The following is a 24228-nucleotide window of genomic DNA, read 5'->3' on the forward strand; positions in this document are numbered from 1 at the left end:
GTAAGGCTTACCTGCGTGAGAAATTACATTCTCGCGGACCCCGGCACGGGTTTGTCGGCCGGGAAGGAATTACGGCACACTGATGTTGTGAAAAACGTGCAGGGGAAGCAGAACGCCGAGAAGGCCGTGGTGACGCGGCCGGCTTCGGCGACCCCTGTGCGCGGCGACATCGTCGGCAAGGACATCGGCGCGGAGCGCGGGACCCGCGCCAGGGTGGCACGGCTCATCCTGGAGCACGGTCCGGTGACCGCCGCGGCGCTGGGCGAGAGGCTGGGCCTGACCCCGGCCGCGGTCCGCCGTCACCTCGACGCGCTGCTGGCCGAAGGCATGATAGAGCCCCGCACGGCACGGCCGCGCGGCCAGCGGGGGCGCGGCAGGCCGGCGAAGATGTTCGCGATCACCGACGCGGGCCGCAGCGCCTTCGTCCACGCCTACGACGACCTGGCCGGCAGCGCGCTGCGCTTCCTGGCCGAGCGCCTGGGCGGCGAGGCGGTGTCGGAGTTCGCGCGGGCGCAGGTGTCCGGGCTGGTCGGCCGGCTCGATGCGCTAATGCGCGAGGTCCCCGCCGAGCAGCGGGTCCGCGTGCTGGCCGAGGCGCTGTCCACGGAGGGCTACGCGGCGTCGGCCACCGAGACGGGCAAGGGCGGCGAGCAGTTGTGCCAGCACCACTGCCCGGTCGCGCACGTCGCGGCGCAGTTCCCGCAGCTGTGCGAGGCGGAGACCGAGGCGTTCGCCCGGCTGCTCGGCACCCCGGTGCAGCGACTGGCCACGATCGCCAACGGCGACGGGGTCTGCACCACCCATGTGAGTTCACACGCGCTCGCCGTACGGCACGCGCGCACCGACCTATCGAGCACATCGACGAGCAAGGAGTCCGGAAGGTGACTGTCACCGACCGCCCGGAGCTGGAAGGCCTCGGGAATTACAAGTTCGGCTGGGCCGACGCCGACGTGGCGGGAGCCACGGCCCGGCGTGGGCTGTCCGAAGAGGTCGTCCGCGACATCTCCGCGCTCAAGAGCGAGCCGGAGTGGATGCTCGACCTGCGCCTCAAGGGCCTTCGGCTGTTCGGGAAGAAGCCGCTGCCGACCTGGGGCTCCGACCTCACGGGCATCGACTTCGACAACATCAAGTACTTCGTCCGCTCCACCGAGAAGCAGGCCGCGTCCTGGGACGAGCTGCCCGCGGACATCAAGAACACCTACGACAAGCTCGGCATCCCCGAGGCGGAGAAGCAGCGCCTCATCGCCGGCGTCGCCGCCCAGTACGAGTCCGAGGTCGTCTATCACAAGATCCGTGAGGACCTCGAGGAGAAGGGCGTCATCTTCGTCGACACCGACACCGGGCTGCGCGAGCACGAGGAGCTCTTCAAGGAGTACTTCGGCTCGGTGATCCCGGTGGGCGACAACAAGTTCGCCGCGCTCAACACGGCCGTGTGGTCGGGCGGCTCGTTCATCTACGTGCCGCCGAACGTGACCGTCGAGATCCCGCTGCAGGCCTACTTCCGGATCAACACCGAGAACATGGGCCAGTTCGAGCGGACGCTGATCATCGTGGACGAGAACTCCTACGTCCACTACGTCGAGGGCTGCACCGCGCCGATCTACTCGTCCGACTCGCTCCACTCGGCGGTCGTGGAGATCATTGTGAAGAAGGGCGCCCGCTGCCGCTACACGACGATCCAGAACTGGTCGAACAACGTCTACAACCTGGTCACCAAGCGCGCCGTGGCGTACGAGGGCGCGACCATGGAGTGGATCGACGGCAACATCGGCTCCAAGGTCACCATGAAGTACCCGGCCGTCTACCTGATGGGCGAGCACGCCAAGGGCGAGACGCTGTCGGTCGCCTTCGCCGGCGAGGGCCAGCACCAGGACGCGGGTGCCAAGATGGTGCACCTCGCGCCCAAGACGTCCTCGACGATCATCTCCAAGTCCGTGGCGCGCGGCGGCGGCCGCACCTCCTACCGCGGCCTCGTGCAGATCGAGGAGGGCGCGGCCGGTTCGGCCTCGACCGTCAAGTGTGACGCGCTGCTGGTCGACCAGATCAGCCGCTCCGACACCTACCCGTACGTGGACGTCCGTGAGGACGACGTGTCGATGGGCCACGAGGCCACGGTCTCCAAGGTGTCGGAGGACCAGCTCTTCTACCTGATGAGCCGCGGCCTCGGCGAGGACGAGGCGATGGCCATGATCGTGCGCGGCTTCGTCGAGCCGATCGCCCGCGAGCTGCCCATGGAGTACGCGCTGGAGCTCAACCGCCTGATCGAGCTGCAGATGGAAGGAGCGGTCGGCTGATGGGCCTGGAGACCAAGCCGCTGTCGACGTTGCACGAGAAGTCGTCGTACGACGTGGCCGACTTCCCGGTGCCGACGGGCCGCGAGGAGGAGTGGCGCTTCACGCCGCTGTCGCGGATGAAGGGGCTGCACGACGGCACGGCCGCCGTCACCGGCGGCGTCGTGGTGGACGTCGACGCCGCGCCCGAGGTGCGCGTCGAGACCGTCGGCCGCGACGACGCCCGCCTCGGCAAGGCCTACACGCCCGCCGACCGCGTCAGCGCGCAGGCGTACTCGTCGTTCGAGAAGGCCACCGTGATCACGGTGCCGAAGATGACGGCCGCCTCCCGGCACACCGTGATCACCCTCCGGGGGTCGGGCGCGGGCGCCGCGGCGTACGGGCACATCCTCGTGTCGGTGGAGCCGATGGCCGAGGCCGTGCTGGTCCTTGACCACCGCGGCAGCGCCGTCTACGCCGACAACGTCGAGTTCGACGTGGCCGAGGGCGCGACGCTCAAGGTCGTCAGCCTGCAGGACTGGGACGACGACGCCGTGCACGTCTCCCACCACCACGCGCGGCTCGGCAAGGACGCGACGTTCCGCTCGTTCGTGGTCACTCTCGGCGGCGACCTCGTACGGCTGTCGCCCTCGGTGTCGTACACCGCCCCCGGCGGCGACGCCGACCTCACCGGGCTCTACTTCGTCGACGCGGGCCAGCACCTGGAGCACCGCCTTCTGGTGGACCACAGCGTGCCGAACTGCCGCAGCAACGTGACCTACAAGGGCGCGCTGCAGGGCGACGACGCGCACGCGGTGTGGATCGGCGACGTGATCATCCGGGCCGAGGCCGAGGGCACCGACACCTACGAGCTGAACCGGAACCTCATCCTCACCGACGGCGCCCGCGCCGACTCGGTGCCGAACCTGGAGATCCTCACCGGCGAGGTCGCGGGGGCGGGCCACGCGTCCGCGTCCGGCCGCCTCGACGACGAGCACCTGTTCTACCTCCAGGCCCGCGGCATCCCGTTCGACGAGGCGCGCCGCCTGGTCATCCACGGGTTCTTCGCCCAGCTCATCGAGAAGATCGAGGTGCCGGAGATCCGCGAGCGGGTCCTGTCGGCGGTCGAGGCGGAGCTGGCTCGATGAGCGCAGAGAGCGCCCACTGGGAGAAGGTCTGCCAGGTCGGCGACATCCCCGACGGCGGCGTGATCGGCCTGGAGGCCGGCGACACGCCGATCGCGCTGGTGCGTACCGGCGGCGAGGTCTTCGCCCTGCACGACGTGTGCTCACACGCCGAGGTGCGGCTCAGCGAGGGCGAGGTCTACGACCACACCCTCGAATGCTGGCTCCACGGCTCCTGTTTCGACCTGCGCAGCGGCAAGCCCACCGGGCCGCCCGCGACCAGGCCCGTCAACGTCTACCGAGTCAAGATCGAAGGCGACGACGTGTACGTCTCGCTCTCGAAGGAGTAAATACCCGTGTCCACTCTTGAGATCCGTGACCTGCACGTCGCCGTCGGCGACAAGGAGATTCTGCGCGGCGTCGACCTGACCGTCCGCAGCGGCGAGACCCACGCCATCATGGGCCCGAACGGCTCCGGCAAGTCGACGCTGGCCTACGCCGTCGCCGGCCACCCGAAGTACACCGTCACCTCCGGCTCCGTGCTGCTCGACGGCGAGGACCTGCTGGAGATGTCGGTGGACGAGCGCGCCCGCGCCGGCCTCTTCCTCGCCATGCAGTACCCCGTCGAGGTCCCCGGCGTCAGCGTGTCGAACTTCCTGCGCTCCGCGATCACCGCGGTCCGCGGCGAGGCGCCCAAGCTGCGCGACTTCGCCAAGGAGCTGAAGGCGGGCATGGACGGGCTGTCCATCGACCCGGCCTTCGCCCAGCGCAACACCAACGAGGGCTTCTCCGGCGGGGAGAAGAAGCGCCACGAGATCCTCCAGCTCGAGCTGCTCAAGCCCAAGATCGCGGTGCTGGACGAGACCGACTCCGGCCTCGACGTCGACGCGCTGCGCGTGGTCTCCGAAGGCATCAACCGGTTCCGCGCGAGCGGCGACACCGGCGTGCTGCTGATCACCCACTACACCCGCATCCTGCGCTACGTGAAGCCGGACTTCGTCCACGTCTTCGCCGCCGGGCGCGTGGTGGAGGAGGGCGGCCCCGAGCTGGCCGACAAGCTGGAGAACGAGGGCTACGAGGCGTACACGACGAAGGCGTCCGCCTGATGAGTGCGCCCGGCTTCGACGTCGAGAGGATCAGGAAGGACTTCCCGGTCCTCGGCCGTGAACTCCCCGGAGGCAGGTCGCTGGTCTACCTCGACTCCGGCAACTCCTCCCAGAAGCCGACCCAGGTGGTCGAGACCATGCGCGACCACCTGACCTGGCATTACGGCAACGTCGGCCGGGCGCTGCACGTGCTGGGCAGTGAGTCGACCGAGGCCTACGAGGGCGCCCGCGACAAGATCGCCGCCTTCGTGAAGGCCCCGTCGCGCGACGAGATCGTCTTCACCAAGAACGCCTCCGAGGCCCTCAACCTCGTGGCGTACGCCTTCGGCAACCCCATCGGCGAGGACGAGCGGTTCCGGATCGGCCCCGGCGACGAGATCGTCATCTCGGAGATGGAGCACCACTCCAACATCGTGCCGTGGCAGCTGCTCGCGCAGCGGACCGGCGCGACGCTGCGCTGGTTCCCGGTGACCGACGAGGGCCGCCTCGACGTCGATGGCCTGGACGAGCTGGTCAACGAGCGCACGAAGATCGTCTCGATCGCGCACCAGTCGAACGTGCTCGGCACGGTCAACTCGGTCTCGCCGATCCTGGCCCGCGCGCGCGAGGTCGGCGCGCTGATGATGCTCGACGCGTCGCAGTCGGTGCCCCACCAGCCCGTGGACGTGACCGAGCTGGGCGTCGACTTCGTCGCGTTCACCGGCCACAAGATGGCCGGGCCGTCCGGCATCGGCGTGCTGTGGGGCCGCCGCGAACTGCTCGACGCCATGCCGCCGTTCCTCGGCGGCGGCGAGATGATCGAGGCGGTCTGGATGGACCGCTCGACGTACGCGCCGGTGCCGCACAAGTTCGAGGCGGGGACGCCGCCCATCGTCGAGGCGATCGGCCTCGGCGCCGCGGCCGACTACCTGACCGCCGTCGGCATGGACCAGATCAAGGCGCACGAGAAGGAACTCGTCGCGTACGCGCTGGAGGCGCTGCCGGAGGTCCCCGGGCTCAGGATCATCGGCCCGCGCACGCCCATCTCCCGCGGCGGGACGATCTCGTTCACGCTGGAGGGGATCCACCCGCACGACGTTGGGCAGATCCTCGACGACGTGTACGGAATCGCGGTCCGGGTAGGTCATCACTGCGCCCGCCCGCTGCATCTCAGGTTCGGAATTCCCGCGACCACACGGGCGTCTTTCTACCTGTACAACACGACGGCCGAGATCGACGCACTGGTCCGCGGCCTCCACCACGTGCAGAAGGTGTTCGGCTGAGCCATGATCGCTGAATCCATGTACCAGGAGCTGATCCTGGAACACTACAAGCACCCCCAGGGGCGCGGCCTGCGTGATCCGTACGACGCCGAGGTGCACCACGTCAACCCCACCTGCGGCGACGAGGTGACGCTGCGGGTGAAGGTGGCCGACGGCGGCAAGGTGCTCGACGTGTCCTACGACGGGCAGGGCTGCTCCATCAGCCAGGCCGCCGCCTCGGTGCTGCACGAGCTCGCCACCGGCTCCACGGTGGAGGAGTCGCTGTCGGTGGTGGACGAGTTCACCCGGCTCATGCAGGGCAGGGGCCAGGTGGAGCCGGACGAGGACGTGCTGGGCGACGCGGTGGCGTTCGCCGGGGTGGCGAAGTTCCCCGCCCGCGTCAAGTGCGCGCTGCTGGCCTGGATGGCCTACAAGGACGCGCTGATGAGGAGTCAGGCATGACCGGCCTTCGCCGGCGCGTACACGAGAACGGCGCCGCGCCGCGGGCGGCGAGAGGTGAGGAGACGACGTGAGCAAGCCGACCCAGACCCCCACGGGACCGGTCGCCGACGCGGCAGAGGCCGCCCCCGGCGCGTACGACGGGGACACCCCCGGTCTCGACGACGTGTTCGAGGCGCTGAAGGACGTCGTGGACCCCGAGCTGGGGATCAACGTGGTGGACCTCGGCCTCGTGTACGGCGTCAACCTCGACCCGGCCGGTGAGGGCGAGCGCCCGATCGCCACCATCGACATGACGCTGACCAGCGCCGCCTGCCCGCTGACCGACGTGATCGAGGACCAGGCCAACTCGGCTCTCGCCGACCTGGTCTCCAGCGTGGTCATCAACTGGGTCTGGCTCCCGCCGTGGGGCCCCGACAAGATCACCGACGAGGGCCGGGACCAGCTCAGAATGCTCGGCTTCAACGTCTAACTCCTAACCCCCACCCACCCACCCACTCCCGCCGTGATCTTGTAGTTTGTCGCAGTTGTGTGCGCTGACCTGCGCGTCGAGCGTTCGTGATCTTGCAGAAATGCGAGATCATCTGCCCTGGCCTGGGTGAATACCCTCCGTGATCTTGCACATGCAAGATCGCGGAGCGCGAAGTCGCTGGCCCGGCGCGGGTGACGCGAACTACTGCATGATCACTGAGCCTTTCCGGCCAGGTCGCGGGCGTACTGTGCGACAAACTGCAAGATCACGGCGTGTTTGTGCGGAGGTCGGGCGCGTGGCCTGCGACAAACTACAAGATCACGGTGGTTTGGGGTGGTGGTGAATAGGGGGAGGGGTGCGGGAATGCCGTACGATCGTTTTTTGCTCCTCCTTGTGCGACGTGAGTGAGAGGCGTCCGTGAGAGCCGCCGCCCTGGCGGTCTCCACTTTCTGCGGGACGTAGGCTCACGGCATCGTCAGGGCATCAGGCCGTCGCAGTTCCGGTCCGTGACGCCCGCCGGCACGGCTCGCCTGCCGTGCCTGTCCAGGCTCGTCCTTACGCAGAGGTGACGCGCCCGCGTGTTCCGGCACGTCTTTCTTCGAAAGGCACGATTCGTGACCATCTCTGTCCTCGACGAGGGCACGACCATCCCTGACGAGTTCGCGGTCCTCGGGCTGCCAAGGCCGCTCGTGACAGGCCTGGCCCGGCAGGGCATCACCGCGCCGTTCCCGATCCAGCGGGCGGCCATCCCCGACATCCTCGCCGGGCTCGACGTGCTCGGACGCGGCCGGACCGGTTCCGGCAAGACCCTCGCCTTCGGGCTGCCGACGCTGGCCAGGATCGCGGGGGAGAAGTCGGCGCCCAAGCGGCCCCGCGCCCTCGTCCTGGTGCCCACCCGCGAACTCGCCATGCAGGTCGCGGCCACCATCGAACCGCTCGGGCGCGGCCTGTCGCTGCGCACCAGGACGGTCGTCGGCGGCATGCCGATGGGCCGTCAGATCGAGGACCTGCGCCGCGGGGTGGACGTCGTTGTCGCCACGCCCGGCCGCCTCACCGATTTGATCGAGCAGGGCGCGTGCGCGCTGGACGACGTCGAGATCACGGTCCTCGACGAGGCCGACCACATGTGCGACCTCGGTTTCCTTCCCGTGGTGAGCGCTCTGCTGGCGCGGACGCCCGCCGACGGGCAGCGCCTGCTGTTCTCCGCGACGCTCGACGGCGACGTGGACAAGCTGGTCCAGCGCTTCCTCACGGACCCGGTGGTCCACTCGCTTGACCCGGCCACCTCGCCGGTGGACACGATGGAGCACCACCTGATCCAGGTGCAGCGCGACGACAAGGTCGACGTGACGGCCGAGATCGCCAACCGGGCCGGCCGTACGATCCTGTTCGTGCGCACCCAGCACGGCGTCGACCGGGTCGTGAAGCAACTCGCCCGGGCGGGGGTCAGCGCGGGCGGCCTGCACGGCGGCAAGCGGCAGAACCAGCGCACCCGCATCCTCGACGGGTTCCGTCAGGGCAAGATCGGGGTGCTCGTGTGCACCGACGTGGCGGCGCGCGGCATCCATGTCGACGACGTGAGCCTCGTGCTGCACGTGGACCCGCCCGCGGACCACAAGAGCTACCTGCACAGGGGCGGTCGTACGGCCCGCGCGGGCGAGCGCGGCGTGGTGCTGACGCTGGTGCTGCCGAGCGAGCGTCGCTCGACCGAGTCGCTGACCCGCAAGGCGGGGGTCGCGGCGTCGCGGCACCGGGTGGAGCCGGGCGACCCGGTCCTGGCGGAGATCGCCGGGGCCCGGCGGCCGAGCGGCGAGGCCGTGCCGGTGTGGGAGCCAGAGGCGCGCCCGCAGCCGCGGGCCGGTCGCGACGACCGGCCGCGGGACGACAATCATCGTGGCCGTCGCCGTTTCGGCGACCGTCCCCGCGCCGGCGACCGTCCGGGCGAGGGCGACGGCAGGCACAGGTGGCAGGAGCAGGGTGAGCGGCCCCCGAGGGCGGGCTGGGCCGGTGACGGCCGCGGCGAGTCCCGTGGCGGGCGGGGCGCTGGTCCCCGCCGGGGCAGGGCCGGCGGGCAGGCGGGGTACGGCGCGGGCGAAGGCGGCCGCGGCCGCCGGTTCACCGGTCGCTGATCCGCGTTCTCCTCTCGGCCGCCGGGCCGTCCGCACGCGCGGGCGGTCCGGCGGTGCCGAATTCGTGCAGTGCCCGGTGCTGAACCGGATTAGTTCCGCGGGACCGTCTCATCCCGGGCGTAACGCCGATTCGCGTACGGCTTCCAGCTCAGAAGGCAGGGGCGCAATTTCGGGAGGCTCCTAAACCGGGTTAGAAGTGTGAAACAAGGCGTTTGTGTAACCTTGCGGCGTAACACGAGCCCCGCCCACCACTCACGGGAGTCCTCCATGTTCGTCGACATGCCTCTCGACCAACTGCGCGCGTACCTGCCCGAGCGCCGGGAGCCCGCCGACTTCGACGCGTTCTGGGACCGCACGCTGGCCGAGGCCCGCGCGCACGATCTGAACCCCGTCTTCGAGCCGTACGAGGCGGATCTCGGGCTGATCGACGTGGCCGACGTGACGTTCGCCGGGTTCGGCGGGCATCCGATCAAGGGGTGGTTCCTCGCTCCGGCCGGCGCGTCGGGGCCGCTGCCGTGCGTGGTGGAGTTCATCGGGTACGGCGGGGGCCGGGGCCTGCCGCACGACTGGCTGCTGTGGCCCGCCGCCGGATACGCGGCCTTCGTGATGGACACCCGAGGCCAGGGCGGCACCTGGCGCTCCGGAGACACCCCCGACCCGGTCGGCGGCAACGGCGCGCAGATCCCCGGCAAGCTCACCCAGGGCGTGTTCGACCGGGACGGCTACTACTACCGGCGGCTCTACACCGACGTCGTGCGCGCCGTCGAGGCGGCCAGGTCGAACCCGCTCGTGGACGCCGACCGTGTCGTGGTGACCGGCGGCAGCCAGGGCGGCGGCATGGCGCTCGCCGCCGCAGCGCTCGTGCCGGGCCTCGCCCACGCGTTCGTCAACGTGCCCTTCATGTGCGACATCCGGCGCGCGGTCGAGATCACCGACGAGGACCCGTACGCCGAGCTCGGCCGGTTCTGCGGGATCCACAGGACCCGGGTGGACGAGATCTTCGCGACCCTCGGCTACTTCGACGGCCTGCACTTCGCGGCGCGGGCCGCCACGCCCGCCCGGTTCTCCGTCGCGCTGCGCGACGGCGTCACCCCGCCGTCGACCGTGTTCGGGGCCTACAACCACTACGCGGGGCCCAAGGACATCACGGTCTGGCCGTTCAACGGCCACGAGGGCGGGGAGTCGCAGCAGGCGCTGGAGCAGCTCAGGCTGGCCAGGAAGATCCTCGGCTGAGGTGATCTCGCAGGGTGGACGCGGGGCGCGGCGGTACGCCCCCGCGACTACCCTGGGGGCCGATACCCTGGACGTGCACACCCACGAGCCGAGAGAGACCATGAAGACCTTCGAAGAGCTGTACGCCGAGCTGGCAGAGAAGGCGCGCACCCGGCCCGCGGGGTCGGGCACCGTGGCCGCCCTGGACGCCGGCGTCCATGCCATCGGCAAGAAGGTCGTGGAGGAGGCCGCGGAGAGCTGGATGGCGGCCGAGCACGAGTCGGCGGACCGGGCGGCCGAGGAGATCTCGCAGCTGCTCTACCACGTGCAGGTGCTGATGCTGGCGCGCGGCATCGAGCTGGACGAGGTCTACAAGCATCTGTAGCCGCCGCGGCGGCCCCAGATCGTCATGACCCTCGTTCCGCTGAAAGGATCTTCTTAGCCATGCTCCGCATCGCCGTACCCAACAAGGGCGCGCTCTCCGAGGCCGCCCAGACCATGCTCAAGGAGGCGGGCTACCGCCAGCGCAGGGACAGCAAGGAGCTCGTGGTCGTCGACTCCGAGAACTCCTGCGAGCTGTTCTTCCTCCGCCCGCGCGACATCGCCGTATACGTCGGTGAGGGCACCCTGGACGCCGGGATAACCGGGCGCGACATGCTCTTCGACTCCGGCGCCCCCGCCGAGGAGGTCATGCCGCTCGGGTTCGGGCGGTCGACGTTCCGCTTCGCCTCCGCGCCTGGCGCCTACTCCGGCGTCTCCGACCTGTCCGGCCTGCGCATCGCGACCTCGTACGCGGGACTGCTCGGCAAGTACCTCGCCGACCAGGGCGTGGACGCCCGGGTCATCAAGCTCGACGGCGCGGTCGAGACGGCGATACGGCTCGGCGTCGCCGACGCGGTCGCGGACGTGGTGGAGACCGGCACGACGCTGCGCAACGTCGGCCTGGAGGTGTTCGGGGAGCCGATCGCGCACTCCGAGGGAATCTTGATCAAGCGGGCCGGCGCCGCGGAGGCCAACGGGTTCCAGCAGCTCATCCGCCGCCTGCAGGGCGTGCTCGTGGCCCGCGACTTCGTCATGATCGACTATGACATCCGGGCCGAGCGCATCGACGAGGCCATCGCCATCACCCCGGGCATGGAGGGGCCGACCGTCTCCCCGCTGCACCGCGAGGGCTGGGTGGCCGTACGGGCGATGGTCCCGCGCAAGGGCCACCAGCAGGTGATGGACCAGCTCTGGGACATCGGCGCGAAGGCGATCCTGGTCACCGCCATCTTCGCCTGCCGCCTCTAGATCGGGCTCCGGCGACCCGCTGTCGCGGCGGGCGGGCCCTGTGTCAAGATCGGCGTCATGAATCGATTACCCCGTTTGTTGGTGCCGTTGATCTGCGCGCTCACCCTCTCGGCCGCCGCGCCCGCCGTCGCGGCGGGGCACTCGGCGAGCGCGGGGGCGGCCGACGTCCCCGCGACGCAACTCGACGCGATCCGCAGGCTCGACTTCATGGCCGGGCACTGGGCCGGCTCGGGATGGGTAGACACCGCCTCCGGCCGGCAGCAGTTCCTCCAGACAGAGAAGGTCGCCTACAAGGCGGGCGGCCAGGTGATGACGGTCGAGGGCCAGGGCCGCGACAAGGCCGATCCGCGCAGGATCGTGGACACCGCGCTCGCCGTCGTCAGCTACGACGACCAGACCGGGCAGTACCGCTGGGAGGCGTTCTCGCAGGGGCACGTCACCGCCACGGTCCCCGTGGTCGGCGACCGCTTCTTCCAGTGGAGCCTCCAGACCGCGGGCCCGACCGTCCGGTACACCCTGCGCTTCACCGGCAGGGAGTGGCACGAGATCGGCGAGTACACCCTCGACGGCGGAGCCACCTGGCGGCAGAACTTCCAGATGGACCTGCGCCGCGTGGCGTGACGACCGCGCGCCCTCCCTCCTCCCGGCGCGGAGGAGGGAGTACGCCGACGAAGGCCGCCGCGAACGCGGGAGACACGGCGCGTACGGAGGCCCTGGTCAGGGCTCCCGCACCGGCAGCCGCTCGATCGCGATCATGACGGCGTCGTCTTTCAGCCTGCCCTCGACGTGGTCGAACAGGCGTTCGCAGAGCCGTTCGACGAGCGTGCCGCCGTCCTCGCCGGTCCGTTCGCCCAGGCGCGCGGGGAGGTCGAAGAACGCGCCCGCGGGGTCACGGGCCTCGATGACGCCGTCGGTGTAGAGCAGGAGGATGTCGCCGAGTTCGAAGGGGAACGTCGTCGGACGGAGCTCGGACGCCGTCAGCAGTTCGAGCCCCAGCGGGGGAGCGACCCGGTCCGGCTGCAGGGTCAGCACCCGGTCGCCGTGGAGGAGCAGCGGGGGCGGGTGGCCGCAGGCGATCACGCTCACCGTCGGTTCCGCGTCGGGGATCTCGGCGACGGCCACCGTGACGAAGCACTCCTGGGCGTACGTGTCGGGCTCGCCGAAGTCGGCGAGGTTCTGGCGGATGCTCGCCTCCATGCGCGTCATCAGCTCAGGGAGGGTCGTGGGGCGGTGCGACGCCTCGCGAAAGGCGCAGAGCGACGCCGCGGCGTCACCGATCGCGGCCAGCCCCTTTCCGCGTACGTCACCGATCATCAGGCGGGTGACGCCGTCGGCCCGGGTGGCCGCGTACAGGTCGCCGCCGATCGTCGCCTCCGCGGCCGCGGCGACGTAGATCGACGCGATGCGCAGGGGGCCGACCTGCCGGGGCAGCGGCCGCAGCAGCACGCGCTGGGCGACCTCGGAGACCGATCTGACCTGGTGGAGCACGGCCCGGTGCCGTTCGTAGATCACGCGGAAGACGACCACGACGGACGACACGGCGAACAGGGCGAGCATCTCGACGTGGTGCGCGGGGCGTCGCAGGACGCCCTGTCCGAGACCGCTCACCACGTCGGCCACCATCGCCAGCGCTCCGATGAGCGCGGTGCACCTCGGACCGGCGAACGACGCGGTGAGCGCGGGGGCGACGACGAGCAGCGGTCCGAGGTGGACGCTTCTAGGCAGCGCGAGGTCGAGAGCCGTGATGATCACGATGAGCCCGAGCGGGATCATCACCAGGGTGTTGGTCCCCTGGAGAACCTGGCGGAAATCCCGGAAGGTCGGCATGCCGGGCATCTCTCCTGGTTATCACGCTGCGTCGGCCGCCTCGCGGTCAGGGGCGGCGCGCCGGGACAGGGGGAGGCCGGCCACGCCGGCGCGGCGGCCGGGCGGATGACGGCGGATGACAAAAGTCACGGCGAAGGCCGGAGACAGGGCACTGACGGCATGCGGGTCCCGATTCCTACCGTGAAGCCCATGAACGCCATCGCCTTCACCGGCGTCACCAAGAGGTACGGGGACGTGCTCGCGGTCGACGGCCTCGACCTGGAGATCCCGGCCGGGGCCACGGTCGCCCTCCTCGGGCCGAACGGGGCCGGGAAGTCCACCTCCATCACCATGCTGCTGGGCCTGCTGCGGCCCAGCTCGGGGGAGATCCGGGTCTTCGGCGCGCCGCCGGAGACGGCGGTCGCCGCCGGCGAGATCGGCGCGATGCTCCAGGAGGGCACGCTGATCCCGGAGCTGACCGTGGCCGAGACCGTGGACTTCGTCCGGCGGCTCTACCCGCGTCCGCTGCCGCTTGAGGAGATCCTCCGGCTCGCCGACCTCACCGCGCTCGCCCGGCGGCGGGCCGACCGGTTGTCCGGCGGCCAGACCCAGCGGGTCCGGTTCGCGCTGGCGATCGCGGGCGGCCCGAGGCTGCTGCTGCTCGACGAGCCCACCGCGGCCATGGACGTCGAGTCCCGCCGTACGTTCTGGGACAACATGCGGGCGTACGCCGCCGGGGGCCGGACGATCCTGTTCGCCACCCACTATCTGGAGGAGGCCGACGAGAACGCCGACCGGGTCGTCGTGATCGCCCGCGGCCGGGTCGTCGCCGACGGCAGCGCCGCCGAGATCAAGGCCGGGGTCGCCGGTCAGGCGGTGAGCTTCCTGCTGGGCGGGCAGCCGGTCGCCGGGCTCGACGCCCTGCCGGGGACGACCGGCGTGGAACTCCAGGGCGGCCGGGTCACGTTGCGCACCACCGACCTCGACGCCACCGTCGCCGCCCTGTATCGCACGACCACCCTCGAGGTCCGCGACCTCCAGGTCCACGGGGCCGACCTGGAGGACGCCTTCCTCGCCCTCACCAAGGAGGCCTGACGATGCGGCACTACATCAAGGTCGAAATGCTGCGGATGCTGCGCAACAAGCGCTACATCATCTTCGTGGTGGCCTTCCCCGTCGGGTTCTACCTCCTCTACTCCAACCTCTGGGGGTCGGAGTCCGACCAGGCGACCGGGCTGCGCGGCAGCGTCCTGCTGATGGTGTCGATGGCCGCGTACGGCGCGCTGGCCGCCGCCATGATGTCGACGGCCGTGCCCTGGTCGCAGGAGCGGCACAGCGGCTGGCTGCGGCAGCTCCAGATCACCCCGCTGCCGGGCCGGGCGATCATCTTGACGAAGCTGGCCTCCTCGCTGCTGCTGGTGCTGCCGTCGCTGCTGCTGGTCGGCCTGGCAGCGGTGCTGACCCAGCACGTCTCGCTGCCGCCGCTGCGGTGGGTGGAGCTGATTTTGGCAATGTGGGCCGGCACGATCCCGTTCGCGGCGCTGGGCCTGGCGATCGGATCCCTGCTGCCGCCCGACACCGCGCAGCCCGTCGCGATGATCGGCATGTTCGGGCTGGCCCTGCTCGGCGGGCTCTGGTTCCCCGAGAGCATGATGCCCGCGACCATGAAGAGCATCGCCCACGTCACCCCGTCGTACGACTACGCGCGCATCGGATGGCGGATCGCGGCGGGCGAGACCCCGCACGCGGCCGACGCGGCCGGCATCCTCGCCTGGGGGATCGCTCTGGTGGGGCTGGCGCTCGTCGCCTACCGTCGTGCCACGGTGCGCGCCTGAAGGAACCGTGCGACGGTGCGCGCCTGACCGAGACAACGCGACGGTGTGCGCCTGACATCCACCATGTTCGGAGGGACAGCGGGATGAGCTGGCTGGCCAACGTGTTCACCTTCGGCGGGATCGACGAGCGTCCCTCCCGCCTGAGGCGCCTGATGGGCATGTCGCTGGGCCTGATCTACCTCTTCTACCCGGTGTCCGAGGTGATCGACGGCACGGTGAGCGGCGCGCGGGCGGTCTGGTGGATGAGCGCGCTCGCGGCCTTCGTGGCCGCCTATCTGGCGGTCGTGCTGGGGCCGCGCGATCTCGACCACCACCCCCGGTGGATGTTCCATCTGCTCGGCGTCGTGACGACGATGGCGGCCGTCTTCCCGTTGATCTTCCGGAGCCCTTCCTGGCTGACCCTGCCGGTCTACATGGTGGTGGTCTACGCGATGGGCCTGCCGCCTCGCCGCGCCCTGCTGGGGATCGCGGCGATGGGTGGGCTCGTCCTCGCCGAGGGCAAGGTCATAGGCGCCGACGACGGTATGGTGTGGGCGCTCGTGCTGCAGATCATCACGCTCGGCGTGCTGTTCGTGAGCGTCCGCAACACCCGTATCCTCGTCGTCCAGCTGAGGCAGGCACAGAGCGAGGTCGCCAGGCTGGCCGCCACGGAGGAGCGGCTGCGGATCGCCCGGGACCTGCACGACCTGCTGGGACACAGCCTCTCGCTCATCGTGCTCAAGAGCGAACTGGCCCGCCGCCTGGGCGAGCAGGGCTCGCCGAAGGCCGCAGGGGAGGTGGCGGACATCGAGTCGGTGGCGCGGCAGGCGCTGGCCCAGGTGCGCGAGGCCGTCAGCGAATACCGCCGGCGCCGCCTGTCGGAGGAGATCGACGGCGCCAGGTCGGCGCTTGGCGCCGCCGGCGTCGCCCTCACCGTGCGCACCCGCGGCACCCCGCTGCCCGAGGACCTCGACGGCCTGTTCGCCTGGGCCGTGCGCGAGGCCACCACCAACGTCGTACGGCATTCCGGGGCCACCCGCTGCGAGATCGACGTGTCGTACGGCGAGGAGGGCGCGGTGCTGGAGATCGCCGACAACGGCGGCGGCGCGTACGAGCCGGGCAACGGCCTCACCGGGCTCGGCGAGCGGGTGCGCGCGGCGGGCGGGAGCCTGGAGGTCGAGGCCGGCAGGCATGGGTTCAGGGTGCGGGTGGCGGTTCGGCCGCCCCTGGACCGTGCGGCCGAGATGACCGCGGATAGGTTGGGCCAGTGATCAGGGTCGTGCTGGCGGAGGACCAGAGCATGGTGAGGGGAGCGCTCGCCTCCCTGCTCGGCCTGGAGCCTGACATCGAGGTGGTCGGAGAGGCGGCGGACGGCGACGAGGTGATCGGCGTCGCCGAGGCGACCAAGCCGGACGTCGCGCTGCTCGACATCGAGATGCCCGGCAGGGACGGGATCTCCGCCGCCGAGGAGTTGCGCCTGCGGGTCCCCGGATGCAAGGTGGTGATCCTCACGACGTTCGGCAGGCCCGGCTATCTGCGCCGCGCGATGGAGGCGGGGGCGGTGGCCTTCCTGGTGAAGGACAGCCCGGCGAGCGAATTGGCCGCCGCGATCAGGCGGGTGCTGCGGGGCGAGCGCGTGATCGATCCGGGGCTGGCCGCCGCCGCGCTAAGCGCGGGGCCGAACCCGCTGTCGCCGCGTGAGCGCGACGTGCTGTCCGCGGCGGCGGACGGCTCGACGATCAACGACATCGCGCTGCGGCTGCACCTGTCGGAGGGCACGGTGCGCAACTACCTGTCGGCGGCCATCCACAAGACCGGCGCGCGCAACCGGATCGAGGCCGTCCAGAAGGCCCAGGCGCAGGGCTGGCTCTGACCGCGGAGCGGGCTCAGCGGGCCGGCCGCGACTGGAGGTCGGCGGCGTGCCGCAGCAGGTCGCCGACCCGGACCACGCCCAGGCACCTGCCGACCTCGTCGACCACCACGAGGTCGTCGTACACGCGGGTGTTGTCCCGCCCCGCCACCTGCATGGCCGCGATCACCGGGGTCGTCTTCGCCACGATCTTCGCGGTGTCCGCCAGGCGGCCGGCCGGCTTCTTCGCGTGCAGCGCGTGGCCGTACGCCCCGGCCATGAAGAGCAGGAACCGGCTGCGGTCGATGCTGCCCTGAGGGCGCTGATACTCGTCCACCAGGATCACGCTCGTGATCGAGGGCTCGGCGCTCAGCACGGCGACCACCTCCTCGGCGGTCGACTCGGCCGGCAGCGTCACGGCGGGGAGCAGGAGTTCCTGCACGCGGGGACCAAGCGTGGCGGTGGGGACGACGGCCTCCGGCACCGGCAGCGGCACGTGGACGCGGTTGTACCCGTGTGAGGGCCGCCAGCCGGACGGCGCGAGCAGGGGGCCCTGGGCGAGCCTGATGCCCCAGCCGCGTACCGCCGCCAGCCCCGTCTCGTCCCGCACGCCGGGGGCGAGCACGTGCGCCCCGACGCCGCGCGCCAGGCGGACCAGCGACTCCGCGAGCGCCCCGCGCCGGGGGTCGCGGGGCGCCCGCTCGACCAGGTCGGCGGACAGCGCGACCATGTACGGCGAGGCGTCGGCGAGCAGGTCGAGCGGCAGCGGGGCGGAGCCGAGCCCGGCGAACGCGATGAGGTAGCCCACCGCGCGCAGCCCGTCGATGCCGGACAGCAGAGCCGTCCGCTCGCCTGCCATCGCATCGCCCGTGAGGGCGAGGATGACCTCGCGCGGACGCCGGCCGCACGTCCGCATCGCCTCGTGCAGCGGCGCGAGGCCGGCCGAGCCCTCGGCGACGGCGGCGGCGGAGATCGGCAGGACGAGAGGCAGCAGGGCCTCCTCACGCGCGGCGGCGAGCACGCCGCTGACCGCCCCGGCCACGCCCTCCGTGCCCGGAGCCGCCACCTCGACGGCCACCGCGCCGCCGGTGTCAAGGTCGACCACCGGGAGGAAGAGCGGGGCGGCCGGACGGTCGTCGGGAAAGCCGGGCGCGGGCGGGTACGCGCGCTGGTCGTACGGCTGGGGGGAGGCCGGCTGGGGGTAGGCCGCGGGGGTGTATCTCCGCACGATGCCCGCGGCGCCCTGTCCCTGCGCGGCATCCGCGGGGAACGGGGTCGCCGCGGCCGGGCCGGGCGCCGGGACGTGCTGAGGGCTCGCGGCGGACGGCGCCGCGGAGGGAGAGGGGAGCGACACGATTGAATTGTGGGACGTCAGGACCGGGACGTTGACGCTCGTGGAACGAAATTCACCTACATTTCCCCACCAGTTGGACGGAATACGGCAGACAGCCGCACGGGTAGGCTGATCAGCCATGACGGCACGGCCCGCCGCCGGCGGGGGCAGGTGGGTCCCGGTCGCCCCCGAGCGGCTCGCGGGATGGATCTCGCGCTTCGCCGAGCGGCACGGCGAGGTTGAGGCCGTCCTGCTGCCGGACGTGGTCCGCCTCGACGCCGCCGACGGCGCGGTCGCGGAGTGCCACGTGCCGTTCCCGCCGCTGAGGCCCGCGCCGATGGCGCCGTCGTCTCCGCCGAGGGAGCCCGTCAAGCCGCCGCCGGACGACGGGCGGGACGACGGCGCGGCGGGAGGCGGACGCGGTCACGCTCCCGACGGCCCCGCGGACGACGGACAGGAGGGCGGGTTCCGCCTTCCCCCGCCCGCCGCGGCGCTGGTCGCCCACGTGTGCCGCGAGCGGACCGTCGGCGTGCTGCTGGCCCGGCTCGGCGGGCACGCCGCGGGAGTCTTCACCGGAGCCCGCCTCGTCACCGGCAAGGCCGGCTCACGCCAGGTCCACGGGCGCAGTGCGGCGGGCGGGTGGTCGCAGCAGCGTTTCGCCCGGCGCAGGGACAAGCAGTCGGCCGAGGCGCTGCGGGCCGCCGCCGACGTGGCCGTCGGGGTGCTCGTGCCGAGGCTCGGGGAGTTGCAGGCCGTCGTGCTCGGCGGCGACCGGCGCTCGATCGACGAGATCAGGCGGGACCGGCGGCTCGCGCCGGTGTTCGCGCTGGAGACAGGGCCGTTCCTCACGGTCCCCGACCCCAGGCTGACGGTCCTGGAGGCCACACCGGAACAGTTCCGCGCCGTACGGATCCGCCTGGTCGACCCCTGAGGCGGCGGCGCGGCGCGGAGCCCAGGGCGGGGACGGGTTCCGCGCCCGGCTACGGGTCGTTTTGGCCCAGGCGGTCGTGGGGACGGCGGCACTACACTGGAGGCCATGCGCGCTCCCGACTGATCGTTCCCCGGTGCCGATCCTGACCTCATCACCCACGGGAGTGTCCCCTTCATCATGATCATTGCTACTGACATCGAACTCCGCGCCGGCTCACGCCTGCTCATCGAGGGCGCGTCGTTCCGGGTGAACCCGGGCGACAAGATCGGCCTCGTCGGCCGCAACGGAGCGGGCAAGACCACCCTCACCAAGGTCCTGGCCGGAGAGGGCCTGCCCGCCGCGGGCAAGGTCGCGATCTCCGGCAGCGTCGGCTACCTGCCGCAGGACCCCCGCACCGGCGACCTGAGCGTGCTGGCGCGAGACCGCATCCTGTCGGCTCGCGGCCTCGACGACGTGCTCCGCGAACTGCGCGAGGCGGAGGCCGGCATGGCGGCGACGGACTCGCGCGCACGCGACCGGGCGGTGCGGGCGTACGGCCGCCTGGAGGACCGCCTGCACGTCCTCGGCGGCTACGCCGCGGAGTCGGAGGCGGCCTCGATCGCCTCCAGCCTCGGGCTGCCCGACCGCGTCCTCGGCCAGCCGCTGGAGACCCTGTCCGGCGGTCAGCGACGGCGGGTTGAACTGGCACGCATTCTTTTCTCCGGAGCGGAGACTCTCCTGCTCGACGAGCCCACAAACCACCTCGATGCGGACTCGATCGGCTGGCTTCGTGAGTTTTTGCGCTCCCACCAGGGCGGCTTGGTGATCATCAGCCATGACGTCAACCTTCTTGAGGCGACGGTAAACCGGGTGCTCCACCTCGACGCCAACCGCTGCGTGATCGACACCTACAACGTCGGCTGGAAGGCCTATCTGGCCCAGCGGGAGACCGACGAGAAGCGGCGCAAGCGCGAGCGGGCCAACGCCGAGCGGCAGGCCACCGCCCTGATGTCCCAGGCCGACCGCATGCGGGCGAAGGCCACCAAGGCCAAGGCCGCGCAGGACATGGAGCGGCGCGCGCGGCGACTGCTCTCCGGCGTCGAGGGGGAGCGCCGCTCCGACCGCGTCGCCAAGCTCCGCTTCCCCGACCCCGCGCCCTGCGGGAAGACGCCGCTGACCGCACGCGGCCTGTCCAAGTCGTACGGCTCGCTGGAGGTGTTCACCGACGTCGACGCGGCGGTCGACCGGGGCTCGCGCATCGTCATCCTCGGCCTCAACGGCGCGGGCAAGACCACCCTGCTCCGCCTGCTCGGCGGCATCGAGACGCCCGACACCGGCGAGGTCGTGCCCGGCCACGGGCTCAAGATCGGCTACTATGCGCAGGAGCACGAGACGCTCGATCCCGAGCGCACGGTCCTGGAGAACATGCGGTCGGCCGGGCCCGACCTGGCCGACGTCGACCTGCGCAAGGTGCTGGGGTCGTTCCTGTTCACCGGCGACGACGTGGACAAGCCCGCCGGGGTCCTGTCGGGCGGGGAGAAGACCCGTCTCGCCCTCGCGACGCTGGTGCTGTCGAGCGCCAACGTGCTGCTGCTCGACGAGCCCACCAACAACCTGGATCCGGCCTCCCGCGATCAGGTGCTGGCCGCCCTCGGCTCCTACACCGGCGCGATTGTGCTGGTCACGCATGACGAGGGCGCGGTGGAGGCGCTGACTCCGGATAGGGTGATTCTGTTGCCGGACGGAGTCGAGGACGCGTGGAGCGACGAATTTTCCGATCTTGTGGCGCTTGCCTGATCTTAATTTGAGCGGGTAGGGATCTTTTCCCGCGGAGTAGGTAGCCGATCCCGTCGAAATGACTGATCATGGGCTGAAGTAACGCTGCGGAAGTCTGGCACTACAGGAGGTACTCGTGGCTGAGACTCTGAAGAAGGGCACCCGGGTGACCGGGGCCGACCGGGAAAAGCTGGCCGCCGATCTCAAGAAGCGGTACGCCGCGGGTGAGAGCATCCGCGCGCTGGCCGCCTCCACGGGCAGGTCGTACGGGTTCATCCACCGCATCCTGAGCGAGTCCGGAGTGACTCTGCGCGGGCGCGGCGGCGCGACCCGGGGCAAGTCGAAGCGCTAACGATCCACCTCAAGACGCGCGACCGCAGCCGCTCGTTCCTGCAGGAGGAGCGACCGCGTCCGGCTCGCCAGAACGATATTCGGTAAGCTCGGGCGCGACCGCGAGATGGACAGGAGGGCGGACGCCGGCACGGACGGTGCGCCGCACCGGACCGGCCGTGCGAGGCGACGCCGCTCCGCACAGGACGCAGGAGCATGGCATGGCGGAAGCGGCAGTGGGGGGGAATCCGGAGCACGTCCCCGAGACGGGCGGCGGCTCCGATGTGTCGACGATCTCGGCGGCGGAGCCGGCCGAGGTCGGAGTGCGCTTCGAGGTGGACGGCGAGATCGCGACCGTCACCTTGGACCGGCCGGACAAGCGCAACGCGCAGACGTTCGCCACCTGGTCGGCCCTGGCCCGGATAGGGGAGACCCTTCCGGAGCAGGTGAGAGTGGTCGTGGTCAGAGGCGAGGGGCCGTCCTTCTCAGCCGGGATCGACCTGCGGATGTTCAAACCAGAGGGGGTGCCCGGGCAGGGGTCGTTCTCGAGCGCCGCCGCGCTCGGCGACACGGAGTTCGAGCAGCGGATCGAGGAGGCCCAGAAAGGCTTCCTGTGGCTGCGCAGGCCGGAGATCGTGTCGATCGCCGCCGTGCAGGGCCACGCGATCGGGGCGGGCTTCCAGCTCGCGCTCGCGTGTGACCTGCGGGTCGTCGCGGACGACGTGAGGTTCTGCATGAAGGAGCCCGCGCTGGGGTTGGTTCCCGACCTGACCGGGACCAAGCCCCTGACCGACATCGTGGGCGTTCCCCGGGCCATCGAGATTTGCCTGACCGCGCGTACCGTGGGGGCCGCCGAGGCCGTACGGCTCGGCCTGGCCGAGCTCGCGGTGCCCGTGTCCGAGCTGGCCCAGGCCGTGGACGACCTGGCCGCCGCGCTGCTGGCGACCGACCGCGCCGCCGCGGCCGCAACCAAGAGGCTGCTGCGGGCCGCGCCGGGACGCACGCTGGAGGAGCAGGCCGCCGCCGAGCGTGCCGAGCAGGTCGCGCGCATCCGAGCGCTCTTCGGGGGAGTTTCCGCGCCGAACTGACGGCGGTGCTCGCGCCGGATCGGGGGCCGGCGTACTCGTGGCGCCTGCGGGCGCTGTTCGCTTCGAGCTGACCGGGGAATCGGGGGAGGCCTCCCACTGCTGCACGCCTGGGAGGATGTACCACATATGTCGATGATGAACGGAGGCTACGGCTTCCAGGCGATGCGGTCCTTACGGCGAGACAGCTCCGTGACCAAGGAGCGGATCGCGCCGGGGACCGTACGGCGCATCGCCGCCTACGCCCGGCCGTTCCGCAGGCAGATCGCCGGTTTCCTCGCGCTGGTCGTGGTCGACGCGGTCATCGTGGTCGCCAACCCGCTGCTGATGAAGGCGATCATCGACTACGGCATCACCCCCGGGCGGGTCGACGTGGTGGTGTGGCTCGCCGTGACGATCGGAGCGCTCGCGGTGCTGGACGCCGGGCTCGGCCTGCTGCAGCGCTGGTTCTCCGCGCGCATCGGCGAGGGCCTGATCTACAACCTGCGCACGGAGGTCTTCGACCACGTGCAGCGCATGCCGGTGGCGTTCTTCATGCGCGCCCAGACCGGCGCGCTCGTCTCCCGGCTGAACACCGACGTCATCGGGGCGCAGCGGGCCCTCACCAGCACGCTGTCGTCCGTGGTGTCGAACGTCGTCAGCCTGGTCATGGTGCTCGCCACCATGCTCGTGCTGTCGTGGCAGGTCACGCTGGTCGCGCTGGTGCTGCTGCCGATCTTCATCTTCCCGGCCAAGTGGGTCGGCCGGCGGATGTCCGCGCTGACCCGCGAGCAGATGCAACTCGACGCGGAGATGAGCTCGGTGATGACCGAGCGGTTCAACGTCGCGGGGGCCATGGTCGCCAAGCTGTACGGCAGGCCGGACGACGAGGCGGCCCACTTCTCCGAGCGCGCGGGCCGGGTCCGCGACGTGGGGGTGACCGTCGCCATGTACGGCGCAGTGTTCCGCATCGCGCTCGGCCTGGTCGCCGCTCTGGCGACCGCGCTCGTCTACGGCATCGGCGGCGTGCTCGCGATCTCCGGGGCCTTCGCGCTCGGCACCCTGGTCGCCCAGTCGTCCCTGCTCATGCGCCTGTACGGCCCGCTGACCAGCCTGTCGAACGTCCACGTGGACGTGATGACGGCGCTGGTGAGCTTCGACCGGGTCTTCGAGGTGCTCGACCTCAAGCCGATGGTGGCCGAGAAGCCGGACGCCCGGCCGATCCCCGACGGGCCGGTCACGATCGAGTTCGACGACGTCCGCTTCCGCTACCCGGCCGCGTCCGAGGTGTCGCTGGCGTCGCTGGAGTCGGTGGCCCGCCCGGACACCGGGCCCTCGCAGGAGGTGCTGAAGGGTGTGACGTTCACCGCGCACCCGGGCGAGCTGGTGGCGCTCGTCGGCCCCTCGGGCGCGGGCAAGACCACCATCACCTCGCTGGTGTCCCGCCTCTACGACGTGGACGAGGGCGCCGTGCGCCTCAACGGCGTGGACGTCCGCGACGCCACCCTCGACGGCATCAAGGAGACCGTCGGCGTCGTCATGCAGGACGCCCACCTGTTCCACGACACGATCGGCGCCAACCTCCGCTACGCCCGTCCCGAGGCGACCGACGAGGAGGTCTGGGAGGCGCTGCGCGCGGCCCAGATCGCCGACCTGGTGAAGAACCTTCCCGAGGAGCTGGAGACGGTCGTCGGCGACCGCGGCTACCGGCTGTCGGGAGGGGAGAAGCAGCGCATCGCCCTGGCCAGGCTCCTGCTGAAGGCGCCGCGGGTGGTGGTGCTCGACGAGGCCACCGCCCACCTGGACTCCGAGTCCGAGGCGGCGGTGCAGCAGGCGCTGAAGACGGCCCTGCGGGGCAGGACGTCGCTGGTGATCGCCCACCGGCTGTCGACCATCCGCGAGGCCGACACGATCCTGGTGATCGAGGACGGCAGGGTCGCGGAACGGGGGCGGCACGAGGAACTGCTGGAGCGGGGCGGCGCCTACGCCGAGCTGTACCGCACCCAGTTCACCGGCGCGGACCAGGACGGGTCCTGACCACGG

At 71.1% G+C, this 24228-nt stretch carries 24 protein-coding genes; 22 read left to right on the forward strand and 2 right to left on the reverse strand.

All coding sequences use genetic code 11. The features are described 5' to 3' along the window. Positions 1-129: 129 nt before the first annotated feature. The 13 genes from HHX31_RS05535 to HHX31_RS05595 all read left to right on the forward strand — a co-directional run bounded on the left by HHX31_RS05535 (position 130) and on the right by HHX31_RS05595 (position 11924). Entirely contained in the window at positions 130-885 is a 756-nt protein-coding gene (locus HHX31_RS05535) for a helix-turn-helix transcriptional regulator (RefSeq protein ID WP_396710564.1), read from the forward strand. Then, positions 882-2294, forward strand: coding sequence for a Fe-S cluster assembly protein SufB (gene sufB / locus HHX31_RS05540; protein WP_169945747.1), 1413 nt, complete (start codon positions 882-884; stop codon positions 2292-2294). Before HHX31_RS05535 ends, sufB begins: the two co-directional genes overlap by 4 nt. Further along, positions 2294-3418: a Fe-S cluster assembly protein SufD gene (sufD, locus tag HHX31_RS05545; RefSeq protein ID WP_169945749.1), complete on the forward strand. Its 1125-nt coding sequence runs from the start codon at positions 2294-2296 to the stop codon at positions 3416-3418. Before sufB ends, sufD begins: the two co-directional genes overlap by 1 nt. Beyond that, complete coding sequence (locus HHX31_RS05550) at positions 3415-3744, forward strand: non-heme iron oxygenase ferredoxin subunit (RefSeq protein ID WP_169945751.1); 330 nt, start codon at positions 3415-3417, stop codon at positions 3742-3744. The genes sufD and HHX31_RS05550 overlap by 4 nt, the downstream gene beginning before the upstream one ends. A gap of 6 nt (positions 3745-3750) precedes the next feature. Beyond that, positions 3751-4500 (forward strand): Fe-S cluster assembly ATPase SufC, encoded by a 750-nt coding sequence (gene sufC / locus HHX31_RS05555; RefSeq protein ID WP_169945753.1) that lies wholly within the window; start codon positions 3751-3753, stop codon positions 4498-4500. Continuing rightward, a complete protein-coding gene (locus tag HHX31_RS05560) occupies positions 4500-5762 on the forward strand; it encodes a cysteine desulfurase (protein WP_169945755.1) in 1263 nt (420 codons plus the stop codon). Before sufC ends, HHX31_RS05560 begins: the two co-directional genes overlap by 1 nt. A gap of 3 nt (positions 5763-5765) precedes the next feature. Beyond that, on the forward strand, positions 5766-6203 hold the full coding sequence (gene sufU, locus HHX31_RS05565; protein ID WP_169945757.1) for a Fe-S cluster assembly sulfur transfer protein SufU: 438 nt from the start codon (positions 5766-5768) through the stop codon (positions 6201-6203). 67 nt (positions 6204-6270) lie between these two features. Then, a complete protein-coding gene (locus HHX31_RS05570; protein ID WP_169945759.1) occupies positions 6271-6672 on the forward strand; it encodes a metal-sulfur cluster assembly factor in 402 nt (133 codons plus the stop codon). A gap of 614 nt (positions 6673-7286) precedes the next feature. Further along, positions 7287-8801: a DEAD/DEAH box helicase gene (locus HHX31_RS05575; RefSeq protein WP_311931603.1), complete on the forward strand. Its 1515-nt coding sequence runs from the start codon at positions 7287-7289 to the stop codon at positions 8799-8801. Positions 8802-9068: 267 nt separating this feature from the next. Continuing rightward, on the forward strand, positions 9069-10034 hold the full coding sequence (locus HHX31_RS05580) for an acetylxylan esterase (protein ID WP_169945761.1): 966 nt from the start codon (positions 9069-9071) through the stop codon (positions 10032-10034). Positions 10035-10134: 100 nt separating this feature from the next. Next, the gene (locus HHX31_RS05585; RefSeq protein WP_169945762.1) at positions 10135-10398 is read left to right on the forward strand and encodes a phosphoribosyl-ATP diphosphatase; all 264 of its coding nucleotides are present in this window, start codon (positions 10135-10137) and stop codon (positions 10396-10398) included. A gap of 59 nt (positions 10399-10457) precedes the next feature. After that, the gene (gene hisG, locus HHX31_RS05590; protein WP_169945764.1) at positions 10458-11303 is read left to right on the forward strand and encodes an ATP phosphoribosyltransferase; all 846 of its coding nucleotides are present in this window, start codon (positions 10458-10460) and stop codon (positions 11301-11303) included. A 57-nt stretch (positions 11304-11360) separates the two neighbouring features. Further along, a complete protein-coding gene (locus tag HHX31_RS05595; protein WP_169945766.1) occupies positions 11361-11924 on the forward strand; it encodes a hypothetical protein in 564 nt (187 codons plus the stop codon). A gap of 96 nt (positions 11925-12020) precedes the next feature. Here HHX31_RS05595 and HHX31_RS05600 read toward each other — a convergent pair whose 3' ends face one another. Further along, positions 12021-13130 (reverse strand): PP2C family protein-serine/threonine phosphatase, encoded by a 1110-nt coding sequence (locus HHX31_RS05600; protein WP_211589355.1) that lies wholly within the window; start codon positions 13128-13130, stop codon positions 12021-12023. 189 nt (positions 13131-13319) lie between these two features. On the opposite strand from HHX31_RS05600, the gene HHX31_RS05605 reads away from it, so the two are divergent. From HHX31_RS05605 to HHX31_RS05620, 4 genes are all read left to right on the forward strand, one after another. Next, the gene (locus HHX31_RS05605) at positions 13320-14204 is read left to right on the forward strand and encodes an ABC transporter ATP-binding protein (protein ID WP_169945770.1); all 885 of its coding nucleotides are present in this window, start codon (positions 13320-13322) and stop codon (positions 14202-14204) included. A 2-nt stretch (positions 14205-14206) separates the two neighbouring features. Beyond that, the gene (locus tag HHX31_RS05610) at positions 14207-14944 is read left to right on the forward strand and encodes an ABC transporter permease (RefSeq protein ID WP_169945772.1); all 738 of its coding nucleotides are present in this window, start codon (positions 14207-14209) and stop codon (positions 14942-14944) included. An 83-nt stretch (positions 14945-15027) separates the two neighbouring features. Continuing rightward, positions 15028-16194 carry a sensor histidine kinase gene (locus HHX31_RS05615; protein WP_169945774.1) on the forward strand — a complete coding sequence of 389 codons (1167 nt, stop codon included), beginning with the start codon at positions 15028-15030 and terminating at the stop codon, positions 16192-16194. Further along, the gene (locus HHX31_RS05620; RefSeq protein ID WP_169945776.1) at positions 16191-16796 is read left to right on the forward strand and encodes a response regulator transcription factor; all 606 of its coding nucleotides are present in this window, start codon (positions 16191-16193) and stop codon (positions 16794-16796) included. The genes HHX31_RS05615 and HHX31_RS05620 overlap by 4 nt, the downstream gene beginning before the upstream one ends. A 13-nt stretch (positions 16797-16809) precedes the next feature. Here HHX31_RS05620 and HHX31_RS05625 read toward each other — a convergent pair whose 3' ends face one another. Continuing rightward, a complete protein-coding gene (locus HHX31_RS05625) occupies positions 16810-18126 on the reverse strand; it encodes an EAL domain-containing protein (protein WP_311931604.1) in 1317 nt (438 codons plus the stop codon). 118 nt (positions 18127-18244) lie between these two features. Here HHX31_RS05625 and HHX31_RS05630 point away from each other — a divergent pair, with 118 nt between their 5' ends. From HHX31_RS05630 to HHX31_RS05650, 5 genes are all read left to right on the forward strand, one after another. Next, positions 18245-19036, forward strand: a complete 792-nt coding sequence (locus tag HHX31_RS05630) for an acVLRF1 family peptidyl-tRNA hydrolase (RefSeq protein ID WP_249345648.1) — start codon at positions 18245-18247, stop codon at positions 19034-19036. A gap of 177 nt (positions 19037-19213) precedes the next feature. Then, entirely contained in the window at positions 19214-20812 is a 1599-nt protein-coding gene (locus tag HHX31_RS05635) for an ABC-F family ATP-binding cassette domain-containing protein (protein ID WP_169945780.1), read from the forward strand. 115 nt (positions 20813-20927) lie between these two features. Beyond that, positions 20928-21143 (forward strand): helix-turn-helix domain-containing protein, encoded by a 216-nt coding sequence (locus tag HHX31_RS05640; protein WP_093173121.1) that lies wholly within the window; start codon positions 20928-20930, stop codon positions 21141-21143. Positions 21144-21342: 199 nt separating this feature from the next. After that, a complete protein-coding gene (locus HHX31_RS05645; RefSeq protein WP_169945782.1) occupies positions 21343-22209 on the forward strand; it encodes an enoyl-CoA hydratase/isomerase family protein in 867 nt (288 codons plus the stop codon). 126 nt (positions 22210-22335) lie between these two features. After that, positions 22336-24222, forward strand: coding sequence for an ABC transporter ATP-binding protein (locus HHX31_RS05650; RefSeq protein WP_169945784.1), 1887 nt, complete (start codon positions 22336-22338; stop codon positions 24220-24222). Positions 24223-24228: the final 6 nt, after the last annotated feature.

This window comes from Microbispora sp. H11081, assembly GCF_012999535.1.
Classification (GTDB): domain Bacteria; phylum Actinomycetota; class Actinomycetes; order Streptosporangiales; family Streptosporangiaceae; genus Microbispora.